General features: G+C 69.0%; 15 protein-coding genes. 5 read left to right on the top strand and 10 right to left on the bottom strand.

Annotated features, from left to right (window positions below):
- Positions 1-124: 124 nt before the first annotated feature.
- From VF536_RS12485 to VF536_RS12445, 9 genes are all read right to left on the bottom strand, one after another.
- The gene (locus tag VF536_RS12485; protein ID WP_331615173.1) at positions 125-949 is read right to left on the bottom strand and encodes a serine protease; all 825 of its coding nucleotides are present in this window, start codon (positions 947-949) and stop codon (positions 125-127) included.
- A complete protein-coding gene (locus VF536_RS12480; RefSeq protein WP_331615172.1) occupies positions 946-2,250 on the bottom strand; it encodes a PilZ domain-containing protein in 1,305 nt (434 codons plus the stop codon). Before VF536_RS12480 ends, VF536_RS12485 begins: the two co-directional genes overlap by 4 nt.
- A 75-nt stretch (positions 2,251-2,325) precedes the next feature.
- Positions 2,326-5,220 (bottom strand): XrtA/PEP-CTERM system TPR-repeat protein PrsT, encoded by a 2,895-nt coding sequence (prsT, locus tag VF536_RS12475; RefSeq protein ID WP_331615171.1) that lies wholly within the window; start codon positions 5,218-5,220, stop codon positions 2,326-2,328.
- Between the two features lie 43 nt (positions 5,221-5,263).
- Positions 5,264-6,631 carry a PEP-CTERM-box response regulator transcription factor gene (gene prsR / locus VF536_RS12470; protein WP_331615170.1) on the bottom strand — a complete coding sequence of 456 codons (1,368 nt, stop codon included), beginning with the start codon at positions 6,629-6,631 and terminating at the stop codon, positions 5,264-5,266.
- Positions 6,628-8,766, bottom strand: a complete 2,139-nt coding sequence (gene prsK, locus VF536_RS12465; protein WP_331615169.1) for an XrtA/PEP-CTERM system histidine kinase PrsK — start codon at positions 8,764-8,766, stop codon at positions 6,628-6,630. The genes prsR and prsK overlap by 4 nt, the downstream gene beginning before the upstream one ends.
- 83 nt (positions 8,767-8,849) lie before the next feature.
- A complete protein-coding gene (locus tag VF536_RS12460; RefSeq protein WP_331615167.1) occupies positions 8,850-10,226 on the bottom strand; it encodes a TIGR03013 family XrtA/PEP-CTERM system glycosyltransferase in 1,377 nt (458 codons plus the stop codon).
- A gap of 499 nt (positions 10,227-10,725) precedes the next feature.
- A complete protein-coding gene (locus VF536_RS12455; protein ID WP_331615166.1) occupies positions 10,726-11,868 on the bottom strand; it encodes a branched-chain amino acid ABC transporter substrate-binding protein in 1,143 nt (380 codons plus the stop codon).
- Between the two features lie 340 nt (positions 11,869-12,208).
- Positions 12,209-12,637, bottom strand: a complete 429-nt coding sequence (locus VF536_RS12450; RefSeq protein WP_331615165.1) for a DNA polymerase III subunit chi — start codon at positions 12,635-12,637, stop codon at positions 12,209-12,211.
- Between the two features lie 49 nt (positions 12,638-12,686).
- Entirely contained in the window at positions 12,687-14,147 is a 1,461-nt protein-coding gene (locus VF536_RS12445; RefSeq protein WP_331615164.1) for a leucyl aminopeptidase, read from the bottom strand.
- A 28-nt stretch (positions 14,148-14,175) separates the two neighbouring features.
- Here VF536_RS12445 and lptF point away from each other — a divergent pair, with 28 nt between their 5' ends.
- The 5 genes from lptF (at position 14,176) to VF536_RS12420 (ending at position 19,238) form a co-directional block, all read left to right on the top strand.
- Positions 14,176-15,375, top strand: a complete 1,200-nt coding sequence (gene lptF / locus VF536_RS12440) for an LPS export ABC transporter permease LptF (RefSeq protein WP_331615163.1) — start codon at positions 14,176-14,178, stop codon at positions 15,373-15,375.
- Positions 15,372-16,535 (top strand): LPS export ABC transporter permease LptG, encoded by a 1,164-nt coding sequence (gene lptG / locus VF536_RS12435; protein WP_331615162.1) that lies wholly within the window; start codon positions 15,372-15,374, stop codon positions 16,533-16,535. Before lptF ends, lptG begins: the two co-directional genes overlap by 4 nt.
- Positions 16,536-16,608: 73 nt before the next feature.
- The gene (locus VF536_RS12430; RefSeq protein WP_331615161.1) at positions 16,609-17,034 is read left to right on the top strand and encodes a CbiX/SirB N-terminal domain-containing protein; all 426 of its coding nucleotides are present in this window, start codon (positions 16,609-16,611) and stop codon (positions 17,032-17,034) included.
- 30 nt (positions 17,035-17,064) lie between these two features.
- Positions 17,065-18,009: a CysB family HTH-type transcriptional regulator gene (locus VF536_RS12425; protein ID WP_331615160.1), complete on the top strand. Its 945-nt coding sequence runs from the start codon at positions 17,065-17,067 to the stop codon at positions 18,007-18,009.
- A gap of 59 nt (positions 18,010-18,068) precedes the next feature.
- Positions 18,069-19,238 carry a pyridoxal phosphate-dependent aminotransferase gene (locus tag VF536_RS12420; protein WP_331615159.1) on the top strand — a complete coding sequence of 390 codons (1,170 nt, stop codon included), beginning with the start codon at positions 18,069-18,071 and terminating at the stop codon, positions 19,236-19,238.
- Position 19,239: 1 nt separating this feature from the next.
- Here the strand turns inward: VF536_RS12420 and VF536_RS12415 are convergent.
- Positions 19,240-19,908: type IV pilus assembly protein FimV (locus VF536_RS12415; RefSeq protein ID WP_414710357.1), on the bottom strand; the 669-nt coding region annotated here is incomplete at its 5' end.

The raw sequence follows: 19,908 nt of genomic DNA, 5'->3' as shown, positions 1-19,908 counted from the left end.
GTGCTGGCGCTGCTGCTGCGGGAACCGGCGCCGCAAGGCACAACGACTGCGCCGGCGGTGCATCCGGGCTGAGGCTCCGTCGACTCTGCGCCCTGGCTGGCGACTCGCCCGTCCCCGATCCCGATCACTTCCCCAGCAGGGGCCACACGTACTTCACCGGCACCGCATAGGTGATGCCGCTCGGCGCGCTGAGCGCCGATTCGCGGGTGCCCTTGAGCACCACCATGTTGATGACACCCACCACCTTGCCGGTGCGGATGTCCAGCAGCGGTCCGCCGCTGTTGCCCGGGTAGGCGGTCGCGTCGAGCTGCAGGAATTCCATCGCGCCCTCGCGCAACTGGCGCACCGCGCGTTCGGACAAGGTGTTCGACGTCGGCGCGGGCAGCGCCGCGCGCGTGATCGCGGCCACGGTGCCGCGGTGAGTCGCCATCGTCACGCCCAGCGCCGTGCCGATCGGATACCCCATCAGCGCCACCGCGGCGCCCTCACGCACGGCCGGCTGGTCGCCGTCGACCTCGGCCAGCGGCAGCACGTCGATCAACGCGCCCTTGTCGTCCGCCAGCTCCAGGATCGCCAGGTCGCGCGCCGTGTCCCGGCGCAGCAGCTTCACCGGTCTCAGTTGCGGCTGCCCGGAGGCATTGCCCGCCGCGGGCACGGTGATCATCAGGTCCTTCTCGATCGGATTCGGGATCACGTGCGCGCAGGTGACGATGCGCCGCCCGTCGCCGACCGCGAAGCCGGTCCCGCGGAAACCGAAGCGCGGGCTGTCGGTCGCCGCGAAGGTGCCCACCGCCACCACGGCCTGCCGGCTCCGGTCGATCAGGTCGGGCAAGGTGTTGGCCATCTCCTGCGCACGCGCCAGGCCGGCCGTGCCGAGCAGGCCGACCCAGCCCAAGGCGCCGCCGGCGCCCAGCGCCAGGAACTCGCGTCGATCGGTACTGCGGGTCATGCGGCCAGGTCCTTCGTCGTGGTGCCCATCTCCAGCGTGGAGACGAAGCTGCGCCAATGGCGGTCGGGTTCGTCGATGCGGAAGCCGTAGAAGCTTCCCTGTTCGGTGTCCTTGCGCCGCACCGCGCGCGCGGTGACATGCGCGGTCTCGTTGTGACCGAGCTCGATCTCCACCGTGCCGTCCTGGTTCAGCGGGAGGTCGTGATCGCACTCGGCCTGGAAGCCGTGCGCCGAGACCTCGATCACGTCCAGGTCGAAATGCCCCAGCTGGCTGTCGTTGGCCGCGCGGATGTCCAGGTGCCCCGGGCAGCGGATCGAGTAGCGCGGGTACTGCCGCAACGAACGCCCCAGGTCCTGCCCGCCGCCGCTGAGCATCGGCAGCACCTCGCGGAACTGGGCGTCGTCGCGGTACACCGACCACAGCAGCGCCTTCTTGCGGTCGTCCATCGTCGAGAAGACCGGCACGACGTCGTTGAAGAAATGGTCCAGCAGGGCCGGCGTCATGACCGGGTCGTTGGTCGTGTGGAAGCGGCGCTCCGGCAGCCGGATGTTGGGCAGCCGGTGGCGGAAGAAGTAGTGGTGCAGGTTCTTCTCGGGCCGGCGGCCGCGGTAGCGGCGCTCGAACAGCGCGTCGGCCTCGTGCAGGTCCAGCGTCGCCCCCACCGCCGGCGCGCCGTTGGCGAAGTCGTACTCCGCCACCGTCTGCTCGCGCAGGCGCTGGAAGGACAGCAGCGCCTCGTACAGCTCGATCTTGTCGGGGTTCACCGCGATCACCAGATGCCGGGTGTCGAAGTACTCGGTGCAGTACTGGTGCATGAACTTCATCAGCGGGAACAGGATCGCGCCGCCGGTCTTGCGGAACGCCGGCGCGACCGCCAGCGCCGAGATCTCCGCGACCTTCCCCCCCTTGGCGCGCACGCCCTCGAGGTCGAAGACCGACTGCAGCGGGAAGCCGAAGACGCCCTCGCGCACCATCGAGATCGTGCCCACGACCTGGCCGTCGTACTTGGCGCACAAGGTCGTGGTCGTCGGCAGCGCGTGATAGATCGTCACGCGCATGCCGCTGGGGTCGGGTTTCATGAAGCCGCTGCCGACGTAGGCGTCGTGCAGGATGCGGAAGCAGGCGTCGAGCTCCTCCTGCGTGTCCGCGACCTTCAGCTCCAGGCGCTCCGACGGCGTGGGATCGCAGTCCACCATGCGGCGGTAGACCGCGAAGCGCATCGGCTTGGGCAGCGAAGAGAACAGGCGCCGCAGCCCCTGGTGGAGCCGCTTGCGCAGGCTGGATCGTCGAATCTGGCTCATGACCGTCCCCTCCCCGGGCGCGGTGGTGCCGCCGTCACGCTGTCCCCGCGGCGATCGACCTCTGGGTCGGACGCCTCAACGGATCGCGGCCTGCAGCTTGCGCACCTCGGCTTGTTGCTCGAAATTCGGTCCCAGGTCCGCCAGGCGCTTGAGTTCCGCCTCGGCCTCGCCCTTGTTGCCGCCGGCCACGTAAAGCTGCGCCAGGCGCAACCGGTACGCGGGAATCGTCGGCGCCTGCTTCACGGCATCCTTCTGCACCTCGATCGCCTTGGCGTTCTGGCCCTTGGCGGCCAGCGCCTCAGCCAGCGTGTCCATGTACGGCGGCACATTGGGACGGAGCTTGTTCGCTTGCTGGGCAAATTTCAAGCCCTCGTCCGCCTTGCCGGCCCGCAGCCGCAGCCAGGCGACGTTGTTGGCGGCCGCCGCGTTGTCCGGATTGACCGCCAGCACCGCCTGGTAACGCTGCTCGGCCTCAGGATAACGACCGGCGTTCAGCGCCACGTCGCCGAGGTGATACATGAACAGCTCGTCCGACTTGAACTTCGCCAGGTAGGCGGCGGCCCAGCGGTCCGCCTCGTCCTTCTTGCCGGACTCGACCAGCGCGCTGTGCAGCGCGATCGCGAGCTCGGTGTTGGGCGTCGTCGCACCGGCCGCCGTGGCCAGTTGATCCGCCTTGCGATAGGCCGCGACTGCGGCCGGCGGATCCTTGCGCACGCGGGCGATGTCGCCCTCGAGCTTCCAGCCCAGGCCGAACTTCGGCTGCGCCGTCTGCAAGGCCTTGGCCGCCGTCAGCGCCAGGTCGGGCAGCCCCAGCTGCATGCTCTTGTCGACCACCTGGCGGGCCAGTTCCCCGTCGCCGGGCGCGATGGCCTGGGCGCGCTTGAGCGCGGCGGCCGCCGCGGCCTTGTCGCCCGCCTGGGCATGGAGATCGGCCAGCCGCAGCGGGCCCAGCGGCGAACGCGGCTGCAGCGTCGCGACCTTGTTGAAGCTGCTGATCGCCTGCTGCCGGTCGCCGGTGGCGGCCTGCACCTGACCCAGCAGGTCGACGAGCGACGGGTTGTCCGGGCTCGCCGTCACGCCCTCCTGGGCCAGCGACAGCGCCGTCTTGAAGTCCTTCTTCTCCATCAGCAGGCCGCCCGCCGCCTGACGCGGCGCCGCCTCCTCCGGATGCTGCTTGGCGAGTTCGACCAGGCGCTTGACCGCCGCGTCCTTGTCGATCAGTTGATGGGTCAGTTTCAGGCCCAGGATGGCCATCTCCGCGCGCAGGTTCTTCGGGTCGGCCTTCAGCACCACCTCGTAGCGCTTGACGGCCTGGTCGGCCTTGCGATCCTGCAGGTCCTGCGCCGCGAGGCTGTTGGCGGCGGTCATGGAGCCCGGGTCGCGCTTCACCGCTTCCTCGAAGCCGGCCCGCGCGCCTGCGCGGTCCCCGCGCAGCAGCGCCAGGCGGCCGCGCAGCTCGGACGGCGTCGCCGACTTGGGATCCTTCTTCTCCAGCGCCGCGATCGCCTGCGACGCGCCCTCGCTGTCCTTCTTGCGCGCCAGCACGCTGATCAGCGCGATGTCGGCCAAGGTGCCCTTGTCTTCGGCCGCGAGCTGCCGCAGCGCGGCCAGCCCGGCCGCTTCCTGGCCCTTCTGGATCTGGTTGAGCGCCAGGCCGACACGGCTGCGCACGTCGTTGGGATTGGCCTCGGCGGCGCGCGCCAGGAAGCGTTCCGCGTCGGCGCCCTGCCCTTGCTTGAGGCGGATCTCCGCCGCCAGCGCCAGCGCCTCCGACGAGGTCGCCTTGGCGTCGAGCGCGGGCTGCAGCGTCGTCATCGCCTGCTCCGCATCACCGCCGCGCAGCTGCAGCTGGGCCAGCGCCACGCGCGCCGGCTGCGTCTCGGGCGCGGCCTGGATGATCTTGCTGTACTGCGCCTCGGCCTGGCGGAAGTCGCCGTTGGCCTGCGCCACGCGCCCGGCGAGGAAGAGCGCGCGCTCGTTGTTCGGCGCCGCCTTCAGCAGCGCCTGCGTCAGGTCGTTCGCCTCCTTGACCTGACCCGAGTCCATCGCGAAGACCGCGCCGTAGTAGTAGGTCTGGGGATGTTGCGGCGCCGCCGCCTTCATCGCGGCGATGGCTTCCTTGGCGCCGGCCTTGTCGCCGCTGCGCATCAGCTGGTTGATCAGCCCGGCATGCGCGCCGACCAGCTTCTTGTCGATCTCCAGCGCCTTGCGGAAGCTCGTGATCGATTCCGCCGACGGGGCCTCCGCCAGCACCTGCAACTCGCCCTTGAGCTGCCAGGCTTCGGCGGACTGCGGCGACTTGGCGATGATGCGATCGACCTCGGCCCGCGCCTCGGGCAACTTGCCCTCGCTGGTCAGGAGGCGCACGTTGACGAGACGCACCGCCGCGCTCTCCGGCGCCGCGCGCAGCGCCGCATCGGCGGCCCTGCGTGCCTCGGCCATCTTCTGCTTCGCGACATAGGCGCCGACCAGCGTCATCTGCAGGTCGGCCTCGTCGGCGGCGTTCTGCAGATGGGCGTTGCCGTACCGGCCGAGCAACTCGTCGACCTTGCCCTGCATCAGCAGCAGGCGCACCTGCAGCGCGACCAGCGCGTCGCCGCCGAAACCCTGCGCCTTGGCCTTGTCGGCCTCGATCGCCGCGCCGGCGACGTCGCCGCTGTCCAGCAGGGCCTTGGCGAGCAGATAACGCGCCTCGGCCAGCGTCTCGTCCTTCTGCAGCGCGTTCTTGAGCTGGATGATCGCGGCCTTGTTGTCCCGCTTTTCCAGATGCGCCTTGGCGGACTTCACCAGGTCCTGCGCGGATTCGCCGAAGCAGCCCGCCAGCAGCAGCGCCGAGCCCAGCGCCAGGGCGGTGGCGCCACGCTGCAATGCGCGGCGGCCATGACGGCCGTGATGGCCGGGACGGGATTGGCCGGCGTCCTCCACGCCGAGGGCTCCGGACATCTTGGTGTTCTCAGGCTTGCGGGACATGCGTCGTCTCTTTCGCTGTCGGATGGTCTGTGGATGTCGATGTTCAGGCCTTGACGCCGAGGCGGGCCATCAGATCGTACAAAGTCGGCCGGCTGACCCCCAGCAGGTCGGCGGCCTTGGCGATGTTGCCGTCGGTGCGCGACAGCGCGGCCACGACGGCCTGGCGCTCGGCGCGCTCGCGCACCGTGCGCAGGTCGAGGTCGGCGGAGTCCGCCGGCGTGTCGCCGCCGGCCGGCACCGGCAGGTTGAGGTCGTCGGCCGTGATGCGGTCGCCGTCGGCCATGATCGACGCGCGCTTCATGACGTTCTGCAGCTCGCGCACGTTGCCCGGCCAGCGATGGGCCTCGACGGCGCGGATCGCGTCATCGGCCAGGCGCAGGATCGGGCGGCGCTGCTCCGACGAGAAGCGACGCAGGAAGGCGTGGCTCAGCAGTACCGCGTCGCCGGCGCGGTCGCGCAGCGGCGGGATGTCCACGACGATCTCGGCGAGCCGGTAGAACAGGTCTTCGCGGAACAGGTTCTGCTCGATCTTGGCCTTCAGGTCCTGGTGCGTCGCGCCGACGATGCGCACGTCGACCGGAATCTCCTGGCGGCCGCCCAGGCGCTCGATGCTGCGTTCCTGCAGGAAGCGCAGCAGCTTGGCCTGCAGCGGCATCGGCAGGTCGCCGATCTCGTCCAGCATCAGGGTGCCGCCGTGGGCGGTCTCGATCTTGCCGACCGTGGTCTTGGTCGCGCCGGTGAAGGCGCCGCGTTCGTAACCGAACAGCTCGCTTTCGAGCAGCGCCTCGGGGATCGCCGCGCAGTTGATGGCGACGAAGCGGCCCTTGCGCTTGGACGCGTCATGCAGCGACTGCGCCAGCACTTCCTTGCCGGTGCCGCTCTCGCCGAGCAGCAGCACGGTGGCGTCGCTGCCGGACACGCGCTCGACGGTGCGGCAGATGCGCTGCATCTGCGCGTCGCGCGTGAGCAGCTTGCCGGTGGGTTCGCCGTCCTGCTGGGTGAGCAGGCGCTGGTTCTCCTGCTGCAGCTCGTGCAGGCGCATGGCGCGCTCCACGGTCAGCACCAGCACGTCAGGATCGACCGGCTTGGCCAGGAAATCGTAGGCGCCCATGCGGATCGCACGCAGCGCGTTGGTCTGGTCGTTCTGACCGGTCAGCACGATGACCTTGGTGCCGGGCTCGAGCTCGATCAGTTTCTCGAGCAGCTTGAAGCCTTCCGAGGTCGAGTCCTGGTCGGGCGGCAAGCCCAGATCCATCGTGACGACGGGCGGCTTGTGCCGGCGGAACTGCAGCACGGCACTGGCGACGTCGTCGGCGGTGACGGACTCGAAGCGGTCCATCGACCACTTGAGCTGCTTCTGCAGCGCGAGGTCGTCCTCGACGATCAGCAATGAGGGGGGTTGAGCACTCATCGCGCCTCCACCAAGCCGGCGTCGCTGCCCGACTGGGCAAAGAACAGCGGCAGCAGGATGGTGACCTTGGTGCCTCTTCCGGGCGCGCTTTCCACGTTGATCTTTCCTCCGAGTTCCTGCAGGTACTGGTAGCTCTCGTAGGCGCCGATGCCCATGCCCGCCGCCTTCGTCGTCTGGAACGGCTTGAACAGCCGTTGATCGATGAACTCCTGCGACATGCCGCAGCCAGTATCTTCCACTTCCACCTGCGCATGGCTGCCCACGCGCTGCAATCGCAGCGTCACGCGGCCGTCGATCGGCGTCGCGTCCAGTGCGTTCTGCACCACGTGGCCGAGCACGCGCTCGATGCGCTCCTCATGACCGCGCGCGCTGACCTCGTCGCGCAAGTCCAGCTCCAGCGCGCGGCCCTTGCTCACGGCCGCCGCGGCCAGCCGCCGCGCGATCGCCGTCAGCGCCACGCCGCCGGCGCTGCCGTGGTGCGGCTTGTCGCCCTCGCGCAATTGCAGCATCAGCTGGCGCATCTTCTCCAGCGAGTTTTCCACCGTGTCCAGCATGTCCTGCTGGAACTCCGGATTGTCCCGCAGGCGCTTGGCGTTCTTCATCATCAGCGACAGCTGCGTGACGATGTTCTTGAGGTCGTGCACGACGAAGGCCGACATGCGGTTGAAGGCCTCGAACTTGCGCGCCTCCAGCAGCGCCTCCGCGGCCTGCATCTGGGCGAGGTAGCTGGCGGCCTGCTGGGCCGCGGTGCGCAGCAGGTCGCGCACTTCCCAGTTCAGCTCCAGCCGCGTGCGCGGCTGGCCCAGGATCACCCAGCCGGTCAGCGCGCCGGCATTGAGCAGCGGGATCAGCAACCAATGGCGCGCATCGCCGGCGATCGCCTCGGGCAGCGGCGCGTGTTCATAGGCCGCCGGGTCGCGGCGCCATTCGTCGAGATCGACGATCCACGCCCGCTCCTGCAGCAGCCGCAGCAAGGGTTCGTCGGCGGTCAGCGGCTGGCGGTCGTCGTTGAGGTTCCAGCGCGCAGCCTGCTGGTACTCCGCGGCGGCGACCGACGCCGGCGCGCGGCGCAGCCAGAGCGCGCCCCCCGGGCTCTCCACCAGATGCGCCAGACCGCGGATCACCGATTCGCCCAGCTCCGCCGGCGACGCGCTGGCCGACAGCATCGCGGTGAAGCGCAGCCATTCCTGCCGGTAGTCGTAGCGGTAGCTGAAGAAATGCTTGCTGATGTAGACGCGCAGCTTCGCACGCAGCGAGCCCGACAGCCCCATCGTCAGCAGCGCCAGCACGCCCACCGCGAGCAGCACCTGCTGCAGCGCGCGGCCCCATTCGCCGCCGGTGTAGCGCACGTAGTAGCCGATGCCGGAGACGCCCAGCAGGTACACGCCGACGATCAGCAGCGTCGCGGAGTGGAAGGCCGCGGTGCGCGAGACATGGAGCTTGTCCAGCCACTTCTTGTGCCGGCGGCTGGCCAGCCACAGCAGCGGCACGGCCAGGCTGTGCACGGCGGCGCGCACGCTGAGGGCATCGCCGTCGAACTGCGCGAACAGCGAGGCCTGCGAGAACACGAACACGTCGAACGCGAAGACCGCGCCCAGGCCCAGGCTGACCGGCTTGGCATTCCAGCGCGCGTCGCTGTCGATGTTGCGCAGCATCTGCTCGATCAGCACCAGTCCGAAGACGCCCAGGCCCAGCCAGGCCATCGTCATCGGCCGCTGCATCGCGGCCAGCGGCGCATCGCCCCAATAGCGCCACAGCGGCAACGCGATCGCGGTGGCCACGCCGGCCCACGCCAGCCATTGCAGCGGACGCGCGACGCCGGCGCTGCGCGCCCGGCCGTCGTCGTCGCGCGATTCGATCAGCGCCAGGATGAAGGAGAACCAGGCGCCGTAGCGCAGTGCGTCGCAGATGGGGAGCAGCACCAGCGTGGGCCACTGGTGACCGGCCAGCCAACCCTGCTCGGACGCGGCGTCAAGGCCGGCCCACAGGGCCGTGAGCAGCAGCGCCGCCTGCAGTCGCAACGCACGGCGCCGGTGCTGACCGAACTGGGGCAGCACCACGACCGCCAGGGCCAGATGCGCAAATACCGCGACGATCCCCGACGCGGCGCCGAGGCTCAGGGTGTTGGCCCACATGGATCAAGGTCCCGGCGCGTGCGCCGCGATCGGCAACGGGCGCGGGGACGGGACGCCGGGAGCCGGACGCTCCGCCGTCGCGCTCAGCGCGCCCCCCGGCCCGTCAGGACCACCGCCACCGTCTCGAGCATGATCAACAGGTCGAGGAACAGCGTGTGGTTCTTGACGTAGTACAGGTCGTACTGGAGCTTCTCCAGCGAGTCCTCGATGGTCGATCCGTATTCGTAGCGGACCTGCGCCCAGCCGGTCACGCCCGGCTTCACGCTGTGGCGCACCGCGTAGTACGGGATCTGCGCGACCAGCTCGTCCACGAAGAACGGGCGCTCGGGGCGCGGACCCACCATGCTCATCTCACCGCGCAGCACGTTGATCAGCTGCGGCAGCTCGTCGATGCGGACCTTGCGGATGAAGTTGCCGACGCGCGTCACGCGGGCGTCGTTCTTAGTCGCCCACTGGGGACGGCCGTCCTTCTCGGCGTCGTTGCGCATGCTGCGGAACTTGATCACCTTGAAGGTCGCGCCGTTCAGGCCGACGCGTTCCTGCGTGTAGAAGATCCCGCCGGGCGATTCCAGCTTGATGAGCAGCGCGGTGACGGCCATGATCGGCGCGGTCGCGACCAGCAGCAGCAGCGAGGACACCAGGTCGAAGGCGCGCTTGACGGCGCTGCGCAGCACGCCCTGGTTGAAGCCGTCGCCGAAGATCAGCCAGCCGGCGTGCACGTGGCTGATCTTGATCTGCGCCAGCGTCTTCTCGAAGTAGGTGGCCAGATCCACGACACGGATGCCGTAGAGCTTGCAGTCCAGCAGCTGGCGCAGCGGCATGCTGCCGCCGCGGCGCTCGGACAGCGCGACGACGATCTCGTCCACGCCCAGGCGCATCGCGGCGTCGGTGAGGCTTTCGGCGGCCAGCAGCTCGTGGGCGGGCACCTGCGGGTCGACCTCGTTCGGGCCGGGCAGGAAACCGACGATCTGCGCATGCGGGTCGGCGGCGCGCAGGCTCTCGCTGACGGCCAGCGCGGCGTGGCCGCTGCCGAAGATCAGGATCTTGGTCCGGCCCGCGCCCTGCGCGCCGGAATGGGCGGCGTACACGCGGTGCACCATGACCAGCGCGACGGCCAGCATGGCGGTCGTGGTCAGCAGGTCGCGGTGGGAGACGGTGGCGGGGATCAGGCTGAACAGGCCGTAGGCCAGCGGCAGGCCGATCAGCAGAGCGAAGAGCGCGCGGGCGCAGGACTGCGTCAGCGAGCGCTTGTGGGATTGGGAGTAGAGGCCGGACGCGGAGTTGATGACGAACATGCCGCCGGCGAGCGAGAGGCCGTAGGACGCGGCGAAGCTCACCATGTGCTCGCTGCTGCCTTGGCTCAATGCGACCGCAAACACCGCCGCGACGATCAGGCCCAGGTCGAAGAGCACCTGGACCAGGGTCCGACGATGGAGGTAATGGTTAAAAATTCGAATCATGCCCGTCCCCAAAGCTGGTCACGGCACCCTCTTGGGATGCAGTCGCCGACCCGGGTGAACCTCTCAGGACTGCTCTTCGCGAACACGCCCTCCGCCAGAGGAGGCCCCATTCGCTGCGGGGGGCATCATGCCTCCCACCCCCAGGCTTGAAAGCCCCCTGTTTGCAGGGGCGATCGCCTTGCAATCCGGCTCGGTTGAACCCGTCTCGCCGTCCGCCGCTGGATCCCCGAATCGACCCATCGGCGCGCTGACGGAGGCCATTGTCTGTAGGCCCTGTTAGGTGCAAACCCCCTGACTGAATGCTTTGAGGGGCTCTCGTGCGGGAATGCACGTGAGTGAGGGGGTGATCCCCCGAACCGGGGACAGTCCGGTGTCGTGCCGACGTCGTCCTGTCAGAGAGGGAACGTGAAGGAAATGACGAACTTTGCGGACGAAAAAAAACGCCCACCGAAGTGGGCGTTCCGTGGTCTGCGTGACCTTGGTGACTGGCGTCCCGGGATCAGCGCACGACGGCGAGCTGTTCGCGGTTGCCACCCTTGTAGGTGTACAGAGTCAGCGCGCCGTTCTTGATGTCGCCCTTGGCGTCGAACGCGATCGTGCCGGTCACACCCTTGTAGTCGGCCGTCTTGGCCAGCACCGGTAGGTAGACCTTCGGATCGGCGGACTTGGCCTTGACCATGGCGTCGACCATCACGTTGACCGCGTCATAGACGTACGGGGCGTAGATCTGGACCTCGACCTTGTACTTGTCCTTGAACTTGGTCTTGAAGGCGTCCAGCGACTTCTTCGACTCGCCTTCCACGCCGCCCGCTTCCGCGCAGACGACCTGGCTGTCGGAGATCGTGCCGGCCGACAGCTTGGGCAGTTCGGCCGTGCAGATGCCGTCGCCGCCCATGAACTTGGCTTCGATGCCCAGCTGCTTCATCTGGCGCAGCATCGGGCCGGCGACGGCGTCCATGCCGCCGAAGAAGACGACGTCGGGCTTCTTGCCCTTCAGGGAGGTCAGGATGGCGGTGAAGTCCGTGGCCTTGTCGTTGGTGAATTCACGACCGACGACCTTGCCGCCGGCGGCCTTGACGCCCTTCTCGAACTCGTCGGCGACGCCCTGGCCGTAGGCCGTGCGGTCGTCGATGACGGCGATGGACTTGCCCTTCAGCGAGGTCACCGCGTACTTGCCCAGCGTGCCGCCCAGGTGCACGTCGTCAGCCACGACGCGGAACGCCGTCTTGTAGCCGTTGCGGGTGTACTTGGGGTTGGTCGCCGACGGCGAGATCTGCGGGATGCCGGCGTCGCTGTAGATCTTGGACGCGGGGATCGTCGTGCCGGAGTTCAGGTGGCCGATCACGCCGTTGACCTTGGAGTCGACCAGCTTCTGGGCGGCCGCGGTGCCTTGCTTCGGATCGCCGGCGTCGTCTTCGGCCAGCAGTTCGAACTTGACCTTCTTGCCGCCGATCGTCACGCCCTTGGCGTTCAGCTCGTCGATGGCCATCTTGGCGCCCAGTTCGTTGTCCTTGCCCAGGTGCGCGATGGCGCCGCTGGTGGGACCCACGTGGCCGATCTTGACCACCGCATCCTGCGCCAGGGCGGCGCCGCTTGCGGCAATGGCGATTGCGCCCACGATCACATTCAGCTTGGATTGCATCTAGGAACCTCCGACTCGGGATATGTGGAATGACGTTGAGTTCTCAACGCGAGCGACCATACCCCGAAAGACGGAAGCGTTTCCATAGTGAAAATGCTGTGAACGCGGTCACGGCGGGAGCGTTGTCGCGCCCCTGTCACCGGGGCAAACCCGGATGGTTTTCGCAGGAGTGCGACGGCGTGCACACAGGTCGCACGCGGAGTGCGGATTTCCGCCCAGTCGATCCTCCGACAGCGGGTTCCGCGCCCTGTCCATGGGCTTCGCGGCACCACGGCGGCGCGAGGCGGCACCCGGTTGGCGCAGCCGTCGTCCAGCGAAGGAATGACAGGAATCAGTCGGCTCAAGCCGACATGACGTGGTGATTCAGCGTCAGGCCGAGCGCCTTGTAGGCCTTGAATCGTCCGCGTCCCGCGGCGACCTGTTCGGCGTCGGCGGAGACCAGCTCCAGCACGCGCTCGAAACGCTCGAGGCCGGGCGGCACGCCGGGCTCGAAATTGAGCAAGACCTGGCACCCGGCCAGCGCGTCGAGCTGGTCCGAGAGCAGGATCGGGGTGCGCTCCCGCAGCGCCGCCGGCGTGTCGGCGCGCAGCAGCAGGTGCGGGAGGAACTCGCCGGGCTCGAAAGTCCAGAGCGTCTGGTCCAGACGCTCCAGCAGCCGCATCGGTCCCCAGACCCCGACGGTCAATCCCGCCGCCTGCGTCTTGCGCAGCAGGCGGCAGGCATAGACCTGGCGGTCGGGCACGCCGGTATAGAAGTTGACTTCCGTCACCGGACCCGCCCTTCCCGCTTCAACTGCTTCCGGAGAACGCCGACGGCGTTCAGCGGACCTGCGACAGCACGAAGTGCGTCAGCAGGCCGACCGGACGGCCGGTGGCGCCCTTGGCGCCGCCGCCCTTCCAGGCGGTACCGGCGATGTCCAGGTGGCCCCAGCGGTACTTGGACGCGAAGCGCTGCAGGAACTTCGCGGCGGTGATGGAACCGCCCTCGCGGCCGGCGACGTTGGCGACGTCGGCGAAGTTGGTCTTCAGGCCGTCGGCGTAGTCGTCGTCCAGCGGCAGGCGCCAGCACGGGTCCAGCGCCGTCTCGCCGGCGGCGCTCAGCGCGGCGGCCAGTTCATCGTCGCTGGCATACATGCCCGAACGCACGCCGCCCAGCGCGATCACGCAGGCGCCGGTCAGCGTCGCGACGTCGACGACGGCCGCGGGCTTGAAGCGCTCGGCGTAGGTCAGCGCGTCGCACAGGATCAGGCGGCCTTCGGCGTCGGTGTTCAGGATCTCGATGGTCTGGCCCGACATCGAGGTCACCACGTCGCCCGGCTTGACCGCGCGGCCGCTGGGCATGTTCTCGCAGGCGGCGATCAGCACGACCAGGTTGATCTTCGGCTTGAGCTCGACCACGGCGCGCAGCGTGCCCAGCACGGAGGCGGCGCCGCCCATGTCGAACTTCATCTCGTCCATGCCGGCGCCCGGCTTCAGCGAGATGCCGCCCGAGTCGAAGGTGATGCCCTTGCCGACCAGCACGATGGGCGCCTGCGTCTTGGCCGCGCCTTCGTACTTGGCGACGATGAAGCACGGCGGCACGTCGGAGCCCTTGGCCACGGACAGGAAGGAGCCCATGCCCAGCTTCTCGATGCCCTTCTGGTCCAGGACCTCGACCTTGATGCCGTGGCTCTTGGCCAGGGCCTTGGTTTGGTCGGCCAGATAGGCCGGCGTGGCGACGTTGGGCGGCAGGTTGGCGCACTCGCGCGCGACGGCGATGCCGGCGCCGATGGCCTGGCCGCGCGTCAGGCCGGCCTTGACCGCCTTGGCGTCGTCCTTGCCGTGCAGCAGGGCGATCTTCGTCAGCTTGGACGCGGCGGGCGCGCTCGGCTTGGTCTCGCGGTAGACGTAGGTGGCGTCCTCGGCGGCGAGCACGGTCTGCTCGGCCAGGGACTCGGTCAGCTCGGCGCCGAAACCGGCGTAGGCCACCGAGGCGCCCGTGGCGCCCTTGCCCTTGAGCTGGCCCAGCGCGGCGCCCAACGCGGCGCGGGCGGCCTTCAGCGACGCGCCGCTGCCGGCGACGACCAGTCTGAGGGCCTTCAGGCCGGCGGGGCGGACCAGGGTCAAGACCTGACCCGCCTTCAGCTCGAAATCGCCGAGCTTGACGGCATCCTTGATCAGGGCGGCGACGGTCTTGTCGAGCGAGGCCGGCAGGCTGTCGCCCGCGACGACCAGCACGAGGGCGTCAGCGCCGTGCGACGACAGGGCGTCGAGGGAAACGAGCTGAGAGCGGAAGTCCATAATGCCGAGAAGTAGATAAAGTGCCCGGATGTTATTCGATTCAACCGTACGCAAGGAACTGGCCCGCAGTTTCGGACTGGCCTTCGTGGTCATCCTGACCATCGTCGTGACGATGCTGCTGGTGCGCTCGCTCGGCATGGCCGCCAAGGGGACGGTGGCCCCGCAGCACGTGCTGCTGTCGCTGGGTTATCTGGCCCTCGCCCAGTTGCCGGTGATGCTGAGCCTGTCGCTGTTCGTCGCCGTCGTCATGTCGCTGGGGCGCATGTACAAGGAATCGGAGATGACCATCTGGTTCGCCAGCGGCCTGGGCCTGACGCGCTTCGTGCGGCCGGTGCTGACGATGGCCTCGCCGGTGCTGGTGGTCGTGACGGTGCTGATGACCATCGTCTGGCCCTGGAGCAACGACAACAGCGCCCAGCTGCGCGAGCAGTTCGAGCAGCGCAGCGACCTCTCCCGGGTCGCGCCGGGCCAGTTCCAGACCTCCAACGACGGCTCGCGCGTGTTCTTCATCGAGCGCGACCCCACCGACGAGTCCGCGGCGCGCAACGTCTTCATCATGAACAACACCGAGCACCTGGAGTCGGTGACGACCTCGGCGCACGGCGCGCTGCAGTACAAGGACAACCAGCGCGTGCTGGTGCTGGACCACGGCCAGCGCAACGACGTCGACCAGCGCAACGGCGACAAGTCGGTGGCGCGCTTCCAGCAGTACCAGGTCGTCGTGGACGACGAGGTGATGCGCGCCGGCGGCGCGCGTCCGCCCAAGGCGCGCCCGACGCTGGACCTGCTGGTCGACCGCACGCCCCAGAACGACGGCGAGCTGGCCTGGCGCTTCGGCATGATCCTGGGATGCGTCAACCTGGTGCTGCTGGGCATCGGCATCTCGGCGACGAATCCGCGCCGCGCCAGCAACTGGAACCTGCTGTTCGCGCTGCTTGCGTTCATCGTCTACTTCAACCTGATCAACCTGACCCAGACCTGGGTGGTGAGCAGCAAGATGAAGCTGGGCCCGGCGCTGATGGCGCTGCACGGCGGCGCCTTCCTGGTGACGATGCTGCTGCTGCTCTGGCGCGAACAGGGCGCGCGCCTGGGCGCCCCGCGCAGCGGCGTGATCCCGGCGCCGCCCACGAACCCGGCCTATGCCGAGACCGTCTTCGCCGCGCCCCCGGCCGGCGTGGTGATCGCGCCGGCGTCGATGTCCACCTCCACGCCGGGAGTGCCCACATGAGAACCGTCCGGCGGCTGCTGTACCGCGACATCCTGAGCTCCTTCACCCTGGTCATGGCCGGGTTCCTGGCGCTGTTCTTCTTCCTGGACTTCATCGACGACCTGGACCGCTTCCAGCGCCTGGGCCTGGGCATCGGGCTGGCGGTGTGGTCCAGCCTGCTGAAGCTGCCGGGCCGCTTCTACGAGCTGATGCCGATCGCGGTGCTGATCGGCACCATCTTCAGCATGGCGCGACTGGCGCAGTCCAGCGAATTCACCATCCTGCGCACCGGCGGCCTGGGCCCGCAGCGCGCGCTGGGCCTGCTGAGCGTGATGGCGCTGGCCTTCGCGGTGCTGGCCTTCGTCGTGGGCGACTTCGTCAACCCCTGGGCGGACCGCCAGGCGCAGCTGCTCAAGTCCAGCGCCAACGGCGGCGTCACCAACGCACAGGGCGCGTGGCTGAAGGACCGCATCGGCGACTTCAGCTACGTGGTCCATGTCGGCCGGGCGCGCGCCAACGGGACGATGGAGGACGTGCTGGTCTTCGAGTTCGACAGCAAGGGCGCGATGGCCACGCGCCTGACCGCGAAGGACGCGACCGTCGACCCGACCGGCCGCTGGCTGATGAACGACGTGCGGCTGATGCAGTGGTCGCGCACGCCGACGCCGCTGAACCGGCCCGCCCTGTCCGCGCCCCAGCATGCCGATCCGGCGGCGCCGCAGGACAAGCTGGCCGAGAACCCGTCGGTGCGCGAGATCCTGCTGCCCAGGTACGAATGGCAGAGCCAACTGCCCTCGGGCGTGGTGGCCGCGGCGGTGCAGCCGACCTGGAACATGTCCACGCTGGAGCTCTACCGCTACACGCGCCACCTGTCCTTGCAGGAGCAGTCGTCGGCGCAGCCGGAGATCCAGTTCTGGCGCAAGGCCTTCTATCCGTTCGCCTGCATGGTGATGGTGGCGCTGGCGCTGCCGTTCGCGTACCTGCACTTCCGCTCGGGCGGCATCAGCGTGAAGGTCTTCGGCGGCATCATGCTGGGCATCAGCTTCGTGGTGCTGAACGCGATCACCGGCCACCTCGGCCTGCTGCGCGACTGGACGCCGTGGCTCGTCGCCTCGGCGCCCAGCCTGCTGTACCTCGGCATCTCGATGGGCGCGTTCTACTGGCTGGTGCGGTATCGATGAGCGGCGGGAACGCCGCCTGCCCGGCCGACCACCGGCCCGTGTCACCGACGTTTCGCCCGAGGGAGGACTGCTGATGGACGGTCTGCTGCTCTTTGCCCACGGGGCCCGCGATCCGGCCTGGGCCGGTCCCTTCCAGGCCATCGCCGCGGCACTCCAGACGCAACGCCCGGAGTTGCCGATCGCGCTCGCCTACCTGGAACTGATGGTGCCCGACCTGGCCACCGCCGCCGGCGCGCTGGCCGCCGTCGGCTGCACCCGCATCCAGATCGTGCCGATGTTCCTCGGCGCCAGCGGCCACGTGCGCCGCGACGTGCCGCCGCTGGTGGAGTCGCTGCGCGCGGTGCACCCGGGCGTGCTGTTCGTGCTGCACGACGCCATCGGCGAACAGCCGTCGGTGATCCGCGCAATGGCGGGCGCGACGCTGGACCTGATCTCCGCCGTCACGCTCCCCGCCAACCCCCTCGACCCCGCCACGCCGACCGTGCTTCCCGAGTCTTGAACCCTGCGATGAACCTGCAATGAATCCGCCATGAACCTGCACCAGTTCCGCTTCGTCCAAGAGGCCGCGCGCCGCAACCTCAACCTGACCGAGACGGCCAAGGCGCTGTACACCTCGCAGCCGGGCGTCTCCAAGGCGATCCTGGAGCTCGAGGAAGAGCTCGGCGTCGACATCTTCTCGCGACACGGCAAGCGGCTGCGCAGCATCACCGAGCCCGGCCGTCAGGTGCTGAAGTCGATCGAGATCATCATGCGCGAGGTCGGCAACCTCAAGCGCATCGGCGAGGAGTACTCCAAGCAGGACGTCGGCACGTTGTCGATCGCGACGACGCACACGCAGGCGAGATACGTGCTGCCCACGCCGGTGACGCTGCTGCGCAAGCAGTTCCCGCAGGTCAACATCGGCCTGCACCAGGGCAGCCCGGACCAGGTCGCGAAGATGCTGATCGACGAGACCGCCGACGTCGGCCTGGCGACCGAGTCGCTGTCGCAGTTCGAGGAGCTCGTCACCCTGCCCGCCTACGAATGGCAGCACGTGCTGGTGATGCGCGCGGAGCATCCGCTGGCGCAGCTCGAGCGCATCGACCTCGAGCACCTGGCCGCGCAGCCGCTGGTCTCCTACCACCCGAGCTTCACCGGCCGCACCCGCATCGACCGCGCCTTCGCGCAGCGCCAGCTCAAGCCCAACATCGTGCTGGAGGCGATCGACTCCGACGTCATCAAGACCTACGTGCGGCTGGGCCTGGGCGTGGGCATCGTGGCCGAGATGGCGGTGCGCGAGGACCCGCCCGGCGGCGAACTCGTCTCGCGCCCGCTGGGCCACCTGCTGGGCCAGAACGTCGCGCGCATCGCCTTCAAGCGCGGCGCCTACCTGCGCAACTACGTCTACAGCTTCGCCGAACTGCTGTCCGACCGCCTCAACCGCACGCTGCTGCAGCGCGCGATGAGCGGCGAAGCCAGCGACTACGACCTCTGATTCCCGGCCTCGTCCAGCGCCTCCCCCGCTCACGACCCGCCACTTCAACGATACCGACCATGCGTGTTCACACTCCCGTTCCCGCGAGCCGTCTGCCCCAACTCGGCGTGACGGTCTTCAGCGTCATGTCGGCGCTGGCGCAGCAGCACCAGGCGGTCAACCTGGGCCAGGGCTTCCCGGACTTCGAGGGCGATCCGGCGCTGCTGGACGCCGTCGACGCCGCGATGCGCGCCGGCCACAACCAGTACCCGCCGATGCCCGGCGTGCCGGCGCTGCGCCAGGCGATCGCCGCGAAGATCCAGACGCTCTACGGGCACGCATACAACCCCGACACCGAGATCACCGTCACAGCGGGCGCGACGCAAGCGATCCTGACGGCGCTGCTCGCGATCGTGCATCCCGGCGACGAGGTCGTCGTGCTGGAGCCCGCCTACGACAGCTACGCGCCCAACATCGCGCTGGCCGGCGGCGTGATGGTGCCGGTGCCGCTGGATCCGGCGAGCTTCCGCCCCGACTTCGACCGCATCCGCGCCGCGCTCACGCCGCGCACCCGCGCGATCATGATCAACAGCCCGCACAACCCCAGCGGCGCGGTGTGGAGCGCGGACGAACTGCGTCAGCTCGCGGAGCTGCTGGACGGCACCGAGGTGCTGGTGATCAGCGACGAGGTCTACGAGCACATGGTCTACGACGGCCAGTCGCATCAGAGCGTGTCGCGGCTGCCCGAACTGGCGGCGCGCAGCTTCGTCGTGTCGAGCTTCGGCAAGACCTACCACGTGACCGGCTGGAAGGTCGGCTACGTGACGGCGCCGGCGCCGCTGATGGCGGAGTTCCGCAAGGTCCACCAGTACAACGTGTTCACGGTGAACTCGGCGATGCAGCACGGCATCGCGGCTTACATGCGCGATCCCGCGCCTTACCTCGGCCTGAGCAACTTCTACCAGCGCAAGCGCGACCGATTCCGCGCAGGACTTGAAGGCTCGGCCTTCGTGCTGCGCCCCTGCCGCGGCAGCTACTTCCAGTGCGTCGACTACAGCGCGCTGCCCGCGGCGCAGGCGGCGATGGGCGACATGGAGATCAGCCAGTGGCTCACGCGCGAGATCGGCGTTGCGGCGATTCCGCTGTCGGCGTTCTACAGCGGCGGCAGCGCCGCGAAGGTCATCCGCTTCTGCTTCGCGAAGAAGGACGAGACGCTGGACCTCGCCCTTGAACGTCTGAGGAAGATCTGATTCAGCGCCCCTTGGGCGCGCGCGGCGTCTCGTCGTCCTCGACGAGCGAGAGATCCAGGTCCACCGACTGCGTCAGCGGCGTCCGCGACGGCGCTGCCGTCGGCGCCTGCCAGACCATCGTGGCCATCTGATCCGTCGGCGCGGTCGCATCCAGCGGCAGCACGACGTCGATCGAGTTGCCGTCGACCTCATGCTCGGCGCGGTCGCGCGCCACCGCGTAGAGCAGCAGCAGGTCGCGGTAGGCCGGCAGCCCCAGGTCGCCGCTGTATTCCTGGTGGTTGGACAGCAGGTCCTGCAGCAGGCTCATGCTGCCCTCGGGATCGGACCAGGCGGCCTCGAGCCGCGCGATCAGTTCCCCGTGGGTCTCCAGCGCCTCGCCCTGGTTCAGGTCGTCGCTCCAGGACGGCGCTCGGGCGTGGAACTGCTCGCCGAAGCGCGCGCCGACCCGGTCGAAGGCTTCCCGGTCGCCGCGGCGCTGGTAGAGCTCCATCAGCTTCAGGAACGGCAGGCCGCTGGCCGCGTCGCGATGGTTCAGGCGCGAGGACAGCAGCTCGATCGCCGCATCGTCCTGGCCCAGCACCATGAAGAAATCGACCTGCTGTTCGAGGTCGATGAGTTCCTCGACCGTCACGGTCACGGCGCCGCCGCTCAGGTCGGCCGACAGCGGCGC

It is taken from the genome of Roseateles sp. (genome assembly GCF_036486225.1).
Classification (GTDB): Bacteria; Pseudomonadota; Gammaproteobacteria; order Burkholderiales; family Burkholderiaceae_C; genus Roseateles.
This window is presented reverse-complemented; position numbering and strand designations above follow the sequence as displayed.